General features: G+C 42.1%; 8 protein-coding genes. All 8 read right to left on the bottom strand.

Features of this window, described 5'->3' with window-relative positions:
* A partial coding sequence (locus tag C3B73_RS09440; protein WP_103665350.1) for a heavy metal translocating P-type ATPase occupies nt 1–1,742 on the bottom strand: 1,742 nt, incomplete at its 3' end.
* A 33-nt stretch (nt 1,743–1,775) separates the two neighbouring features.
* A complete protein-coding gene (locus tag C3B73_RS09435) occupies nt 1,776–2,213 on the bottom strand; it encodes a YybH family protein (protein WP_103665349.1) in 438 nt (145 codons plus the stop codon).
* A 12-nt stretch (nt 2,214–2,225) separates the two neighbouring features.
* Complete coding sequence (locus C3B73_RS09430; protein ID WP_103665348.1) at nt 2,226–3,296, bottom strand: DUF2231 domain-containing protein; 1,071 nt, start codon at nt 3,294–3,296, stop codon at nt 2,226–2,228.
* A gap of 60 nt (nt 3,297–3,356) precedes the next feature.
* Complete coding sequence (locus C3B73_RS09425) at nt 3,357–4,745, bottom strand: multicopper oxidase family protein (protein WP_198597326.1); 1,389 nt, start codon at nt 4,743–4,745, stop codon at nt 3,357–3,359.
* Between the two features lie 117 nt (nt 4,746–4,862).
* Nucleotides 4,863–5,075 (bottom strand): SHOCT domain-containing protein, encoded by a 213-nt coding sequence (locus C3B73_RS09420; protein WP_103665346.1) that lies wholly within the window; start codon nt 5,073–5,075, stop codon nt 4,863–4,865.
* Between the two features lie 64 nt (nt 5,076–5,139).
* Entirely contained in the window at nt 5,140–5,553 is a 414-nt protein-coding gene (locus C3B73_RS09415; protein ID WP_103665345.1) for a hypothetical protein, read from the bottom strand.
* Nucleotides 5,554–5,659: 106 nt separating this feature from the next.
* Nucleotides 5,660–6,001, bottom strand: coding sequence for a P-II family nitrogen regulator (locus C3B73_RS09410; RefSeq protein ID WP_103665344.1), 342 nt, complete (start codon nt 5,999–6,001; stop codon nt 5,660–5,662).
* Between the two features lie 25 nt (nt 6,002–6,026).
* Nucleotides 6,027–7,721, bottom strand: coding sequence for an efflux RND transporter periplasmic adaptor subunit (locus C3B73_RS09405; RefSeq protein WP_103665343.1), 1,695 nt, complete (start codon nt 7,719–7,721; stop codon nt 6,027–6,029).
* Between the last annotated feature and the right edge of the window lie 38 nt (nt 7,722–7,759).

Raw genomic sequence — 7,759 nt, 5'->3', positions numbered from 1 at the left:
TCGTTGACGCCGTCTCCGGTCATGGCCACAAGTTTTCCTTGCCCCTGAACCTCCTTCACCTTATCGGCTTTTTCATCCGGAAGTACTTCAGCAAACACCTGATCAATGCCTAGTTCTCCAGCTACATAATCGGCCGTTTGTTGATTATCGCCCGTCAGCATGATGCACTCAATACCCATCTTGTGCAGTGCATGAATCGCATTCTTAGACGACTCTCGAATTTGATCTCCCAAAGCAATGGCTCCGGTCAATTGATCTTCAATGATCACAAAAACGACCGTTTTTCCCTGGGATGATACTTTTTCAACTTCAGCTGTTGGGTATTCCATTTCCTGCTCCCGAACATATCCGGGGCTTACTACTTTCACTGACTTTCCATTTACCTTGCCTTCAATTCCCATTCCGGTAATGGAATTAAACTCATCCGGCTCCCAGGTTTCGCCGGCTTTTTCGAGGATTCCTTTTGCAAGTGGATGTTCAGAGTTTTTCTCCAGCGAAGCTGCATATTTAAGTATCTCTTCATCGGAGTGATCATCCCCAAAATTCAGAATATTGGTTACCGTAAAGGTTCCTTCGGTTAGCGTACCGGTTTTATCGAAGATAATGGAATCCAAGTTTCTTGCCTGCTCAAAAGCAGACCGATTGCGTATAAGAAATCCATTGGTCGCAGCAATACTGGTTGAGCGGGAAACCACCAATGGAATGGCCAGACCTAACGCGTGTGGACAGGTAATCACCATGACCGCTACGGTTCGGTTCATCGCAAAGTCAAAGCTTTGTCCCGTAAAAAAGATCCAGGCTCCAAAGGTTATCAGGCCGGCTGTAATAGCAACGATGGTCAACCAAAAAGCAGCCCGATTGGCTAAATCCTGTGTACGAGACTTACTTTCCTGAGCTTCTCTTACCAGGTTAATAACCTGAGATAAGAATGAATCGTCCCCGGTTTTAGAAATTTGTATAGTAAGAGAGCCTTTTTCATTTACAGAACCGCCAATTACCTCATCATCTTTTTGTTTACTAACCGGCTTGGATTCTCCGGTAAGCATGGCTTCATTCACACTGGACTCACCTTTAACCACAATTCCATCTGCCGGAATTTTTTCTCCCGGCTTGATGAGGACTTTGTCACCCTGTTGTAATTCTTCCACAGGGATGTCTTCCGTTGATCCATCCTCATGTACACGATGGGCTTCACCCGGTATCAAAGCAGCTAACTCTTCCAACGCTGACGAGGCGCTCATCACAGAACGCATTTCTATCCAATGCCCCAGCAGCATGATTCCGACCAGGGTTGAAAGCTCCCAGTAGAGCAGGTCGCCTTCAAAGCCAAAGACCACAGCCGTGCTATAGAGATAGGCGATAGAAATAGCAAGGCCGATGAGCGTCATCATCCCCGGCTGCTTTTTCTTGAGCTCATCAATCAGACCGGTGAGAAATGGCCATCCGCCAAAGAAGTAAACGACGGTTGATAACGCAGCTAAAATCCAGCTGTCACCGGTGAATCTCCAATCCACACCCAGAAAATCCTGAATCATGGGTGATAGGGCCATGATCGGAATCGTGAGTGCAAGCACCCACCAAAATCGAAATTTAAAGTCCTGAACCATCATTTTGTGATGCTCATGATGGGAGTGCCCTTCATGCCCACCGTGATCCTGATTGTGTTTCTGATCGTGGTTATGCTCTTTATTTTGGTGACCATTGTGGTTATGGTCTTCGTGATTGTGATGTTCGTGGTTCATGTTTTACTCCGTTTTCATTAAATCGTTTGTTGCTTATCGGGATGACCAGTGAATGGCTGCGATTTTCCAATCCGAACCTGCTTTTTTCAATACAGCCAGTTCAAGTGAGGTCAGGTCAATTTTTCTCTCAGAATACGTTCCTTTCATTGAGCTAACCGTGCTTACCCATGCTGTATTCCCTTCAATACTGATTTTTTGAGTTAGTATTTTACGGTTAATGGCACTCAAAAATTTACCATCAGAGTGAAAGTGATGGGAAAGATATTCTTCCTTCGTTTCCATTCCGCTGCCTTCCAGTATCAAGGCATCATCAGCCATTACTTTCGATGCGGCCTCAGAATCATTATCAATAATGGCGGTTTTAAAGGTGTCAAGTGTTTCTAAAACCTTGGTTTCTTTTTGATTTGTTTGAGCCATCACCGTTCCCGATAAGAAAACAAGAACAGTAAATATTTTAATAAGTGATTTCATTGACATAGCTTTTTAGAGTTGCGTCATTTCAATTTTAGATATGAGCACGGATCCCTGGCCTTGTATTTTTAGCCCCACGCTTCCGCTTTTCGGAGCATCTCCGTGGCCGTGAACTTTCATCTCTCTGTTAATATATCCGCGAAAGTGCGTCTCATCTGCCACTACACGTAGAAATAACAGACCCTCGGTTTCATAGGTGCCTTCTTCGAAAATGGTTGTTTCCCCGTTTTGGATTCTGCCTTGACGAATAATCCCATCCGAATTCAGTGAAACAAAATCATAGTTATCGGCATCCTGCAGGTGATGAATGAGTTCTATTTCTCCATCTAAATCATCCAGATTGAGGTAGTAATCAACTTGTATGTTTTGGTATGATTGATGGGTTACAAATAGATTTGCTTGCCCGGAAGCCTGAAGCTGTAGTAGCGGATTGCCACTTGAAATGATAGTTTGCTTTAATGCCTGTAAAGAACCGTTCACCCAGTGAAAATTAGTGATCAGGTCACTTACTGAATTTGAGTTGATCTCCCAGGTCCAGTCTCCATTATCTTTAGTAATAAAAGAGGATGGAACAGTAGTACTGTCGGTGACTTCAGATGGGGCTGGTTCTTCTTGTTGTAATAATTGACCGGTTCCGGCTCCATATCCATATACCATTTTACCACCATACTCAGCCGTTTCATATACCATAAATAATCCAGGGAGTACTGTTATGAATGCAATGATTTTAAATGCTTTCTTTTCAAAAAGATCAAACCAATGAAAGGCGATTCTCAATAGAGCGTATATTACAAAGAACCATAGTAGATACTCTGCCCAGTCAGCATGTTCACTTAATACAGATTGAGCTTCTGTAGGTAAAAAGACGCTATCTGCAGCTAATGTACCACTGTAATAGGTGACACCGGCGAAAAGTGCTCCTGCTACATAAAGGATGGTATTCTTTGTTTCATCCCACCATTTTTCTTGAATAAAAAGGGATACAAAATTAGCCAATGCAGCCGTCACTAATAGCGCAATGGGAAAATGAACGATCAGTGGATGAATGTTGGGGGCCCATTCAGGAGTTAGTAAGGATTCCATAATTAGTTATCCAAAGTTTTAAATAATTGAGTTCAGAAATTAATTGTTGTGTCCAAAAGGTTATATAATCTCCAGATTAGCCATCATTCCGTTGTCTTCGTGTTCCAGGTTATGGCAGTGAAAAACGTACAGGCCTTTTGGCGCATTGAAATTCATGATAACCCTAACAGTCTCGCCGGGCATGACAAGTACCGTGTCCTTCCAGCCTGTTTCGGTAGGTGTTAATCCCCTGTTTCCACTTCTATCAAGAACTTTAAACTGAACGGCATGCACGTGCATGGGGTGAGGTACGTTTGAGTTATTGATAAACTCCCAAATTTCAGTACTTCCTTGCTCTACACGTTCATCGATTCGCTCCATCTCAAACTGACGCCCATTAATGGTATGGCCGTTCATCATTTGCATGTCCAACCGAATGGAGCGGGTGCGATCAGCAGATGAAGCTTCAGGAAAGGTCGATTCAGACAGCTGACCGGGAAGGCCCATCGATTCTTGCTTAGATTCTCCATCAATCCTGAATTCCATAAGATCAAAACCGGTGCCTTGTTCGGGACCGGAGCTACCCATCATATTTTGCATTCCCATCATACCGCCGCCGGAAGGCACATCAAATGGTTTACTGATAAGGTTAATACTATTTTTCTTCAATCCAGAGAAGTCTATCAGTATGTCTGCTCTTTCCCCGGGGGCCATTAGTAATTCATTCGTCTCAATAGCTTCAGGTAGAAGGCCTCCATCGGTGCCGATGACCATCAAGGAAAGATCATCTTGAAACGCTACATTATAAATTCGGGCATTTGAGCCATTTAGGACTCTTAATCGATACACACCCGGCTCAACTTCATGGTAAGGAGATGGTGCTCCGTTAATTAAGATTGTATCTCCCAAAAACCCGGTCATCATCCGTTCGGGCATAGACGGATTATATATTACCTCTCCTCTTTCGTTAACTCTCCGATCCTGAATAACGAGAGGTATCTCGTAGTTACCACCGGGTAAGTTGAGCGCTTTCTCCTCTTCATCTTCAATAATAAAAAAGCCTGCCAACCCCCGATAAACTTGTTCTCCGGTAATTCTGTGAGGGTGAGGATGATACCAATAGGTACCGGCTCTTTGATCAAGTTTGAAGTGATAATTGTAACTACCGCTTGATATAGCATCTATGGGATGCCCGTCCATTTCGGGGGGAACAATGAGTCCATGCCAATGAATAATGCTTTCCTGACCTATATTATTAGTAAACTTGATGTCAAGTTCCTGCCCCTTTACATGGCGAATTGTTGGACCGGGAACTGAGTTATTAAATTGAAAAGCAGCCAGACTTAGCGATTCTGGCAGCTCTATTTCTGCAGAAGAGGCAGATAAATTAAATGAAGGATCGGTTATTTGACCCGGTAAAGGCAATCTGTTTTTAAAAGAACCCTTCAACTCATCGTCAGAAAAAGTCAAGCAGGATGTTAACCAAGGTGATAGGGCTAATGCACCCGTTCCAAAACCTATCCTCCGTAAAAATTGTTTTCTTTTCATAAATTTGAAACTATAATGATTGTATTATTAAATACTTGATCACATCAGATCCTTTTTCCTCTTCTCGAATTCCTCTTGATCAATTTCTCCATCTGCATATCTTCGCTTAAGGATCTCAAGTGGAGTTTCATTATCAGATTCTTGTTGATTTGTCTTGAATAACGGCCTTGCCAAGACAATGACCAAAACAATTAGTAAGAACCACCAGAAGAACATCATCCAGCCACCTCCAAAAAATTGAAAATCATGCATAGTGCTATCATTTAAAGTTTTAGAATTCGGGGATGACTTTGAAGTGCATCCCCATTTAATTTTACTAATGATGGTTCATACCTTTATTATCGGTAGAATCTGATTTCATTTTCATTCCCGAATCCATCATATTCATCATTTTAGCGTGATCCATATCTCCATCCATCATAGATTGCATCATTTCCATATGCTTTTTCATGCGTTCTTTCATTTCAGGATTGTTCATCATGGAGTGCATATTTTCCATCATTTCAGAATGATCCATCTTTTGTGATTTCATCATTCTCTGCATCATCTTGGCACGCATTTCCGGGTTTTCCATCATATGATCCATCATCATGGATTGCATAGATGAGTCCTGCATCATGGTCATCATTTGCTGCTTTTTCTGCTCCATATTTTGTTGCTGAGCCACAGCAGTTATAGTTAGACCTAAACCTATTGCCAGTAACAGTGCGATTGATTTTATCTTTTTCATAATCTTATGGTTTTGTTAATGTTTGCTTTACTTAAAATATCATTTATCTAAGGGGTAAGCTTATACAATGATGATTAATACTTACCGTTTATTTAGTGTAAGCCTATTATTCTATTACTTTAGGTCCTTCCTCACCATCCCTGATTCTAATCATATTCTCAATAGGCATGACAAATATAATTCCATCTCCGCGCGAACCTGTTGAAGCAGTTTGTTGAATGATTTCAATAATAGAATTGACATCTTCGTCTACCGCTGCTATTTCTATTTTCACAACTTTGGAGTGCATCGCCGGGAATTGCAAAGAGCCATGGGCATAGTCAGGATCGGTATATTGACCTGCTCCTTCTCCTCTGAAAACCGTTATGCAACAATGGCCTTCAGAACGTAGCGCTTTATACACTTCTTCAAGTAGCATGGGGCGTATGTATGCTTTTACTAATTTCATGATACCTCTGTTTTTGATTTATACATTAATTCATCTGCTCAACTGTTTCTCCGCAGTTGTGCATTTGAGATCCATAAAAGGGGTTTTCAATATCTTCTTTGTCACTTATCCAGGTACTTCCTCCGCCGTACATAGGGCAATATTGCTTGAACAGTGCTCCTTCATATCCTTCTTCTTCAATTCGTGAAATAAGCGTTTCTGAAATGGATTTGAACTCGGCTCTGAGCTCTTCAATATCACTGAATGTATCCGTTGAGAACACTCGGACATGTTCTTTAGCCGTTTCAAAATCATCTTTGGACAGTGCCTCCCGAAGTTTCAAGTACTGGGGTACTACTACCTCAAGGCTTTTAACCATTTCATGATTTGAATGATCTTCAGTTGTATCCATAGTGGATTCATTCATATCACCGTTATTCATGTCCATAGCACCGTGATCGTGTGCCCCACGATTTGCTCCTGAGCCCGGTTCTCTATTCATCATACTGAGTTTATCGCTAAGCTGTGCGGCTGCGTCCACTTTAAATGTGCCGTTTGATACCACACGCTCACCAACTTCCAGTCCAGATTCAATTACATATTCGTTACCAGCCCTTTTGCCTAATACAACTTCCCTTGCTTCAAAAGCAGGAGTTTCAGCTGTGGAAACATCCACAAACACAATGGACCTTTCTCCGGTCCATAGCACGGCACTTCGGGGGACAAGAAGTTGCTGTTCTTGGTCTGATTGAGAAGAAATAACTCCTTCAGCAAACATGCCGGGTTTCATCTCATTTCTCGGATTATCCACAGTAATACGTATTTCTACTGTTCGAGATTTATCATTTAAAAAAGGCTGGATAAAGCTGACTTCCCCGGTATAGGTATACCCAGGAATGGAGCTCACCGTAAAATCAATTTTATCTCCGATTTTTAAATTATTGACTGACGATTCATACGCCTCAAATTCAATCCATACCTCAGAAAGCTTCGCGATCCGGTATAGCATTGAACCTTCCTGAATATGGTCTTCCCGAGAGATATTGATCTCTGATACATAGCCAGATACTGGTGAGAAAAAATCTAACTCTTCCATCACTTCTCCTGATTGTTCAATCTGGTTTATGGTCTCTTCCGGAAATTCCCAAAGCAATAGCTTTCGCCGGGCAGACTCATATAATCGAGGGTTTTGTTCTTTGAATCGGGCTGTTTCCAAAAGTTCACTCTGTGCCGTAATTAACTCCGAAGAATAAATAGAAACCAGTTTTTGCCCTTTACGAACGTAATCACCGGTATAATCTACATATAACTCCCGAACACGACCGGGGAAGTGAGCCGTCACATTCGATACCAAGTTCTGATTTACAGCCACTTTGCCAGGTAACCGGGTTTCAACCACTGGGACTCCTTTTCTAACCGGAGTGGTTTCAACCTCAGCAAGCGCAAGTGCGGCTTTCGAGAATGTAACAGCATTCGGGTTGAGCGATTCTGAGTCATTGTCATCAAGATCATTGGCCGGAATTAACTCCATGCCACAAATTGGACAATTTCCTGGCTCGCTTTCTCTTATCTGAGGATGCATACTGCACGTATAAACCACATTGCCTTCCTCATCAGTGTGGGTTTCTGATATATGCTCTTCAAGTGTTTGTGGTTCCGAAGTCCCTCCGAAAAAGAGGTAGCCGAGTAAGAGTCCACCCAGTATAAGTCCAGAGTAAATAAGTATGTTTTTTGTTTTCATAGTTGTAAGTATTGAGTTGTGAAATTAGAGTAGTGATT

The organism is Gracilimonas amylolytica (assembly GCF_002911695.1).
Taxonomy (GTDB): domain Bacteria; phylum Bacteroidota; class Rhodothermia; order Balneolales; family Balneolaceae; genus Gracilimonas; species Gracilimonas amylolytica.
This window is presented reverse-complemented; position numbering and strand designations above follow the sequence as displayed.

Excerpts from the sequence above, each read along its gene's own strand:
- C3B73_RS09435 (WP_103665349.1), bottom strand. The coding sequence starts at position 2,213 with ATGAAATCACTTATTAAAATATTTACTGTTCTTGTTTTCTTATCGGGA.
- C3B73_RS09430 (WP_103665348.1), bottom strand. The coding sequence starts at position 3,296 with ATGGAATCCTTACTAACTCCTGAATGGGCCCCCAACATTCATCCACTG.
- C3B73_RS09420 (WP_103665346.1), bottom strand. The coding sequence starts at position 5,075 with ATGCATGATTTTCAATTTTTTGGAGGTGGCTGGATGATGTTCTTCTGG.
- C3B73_RS09415 (WP_103665345.1), bottom strand. The coding sequence starts at position 5,553 with ATGAAAAAGATAAAATCAATCGCACTGTTACTGGCAATAGGTTTAGGT.
- C3B73_RS09410 (WP_103665344.1), bottom strand. The coding sequence starts at position 6,001 with ATGAAATTAGTAAAAGCATACATACGCCCCATGCTACTTGAAGAAGTG.
- C3B73_RS09405 (WP_103665343.1), bottom strand. The coding sequence starts at position 7,721 with ATGAAAACAAAAAACATACTTATTTACTCTGGACTTATACTGGGTGGA.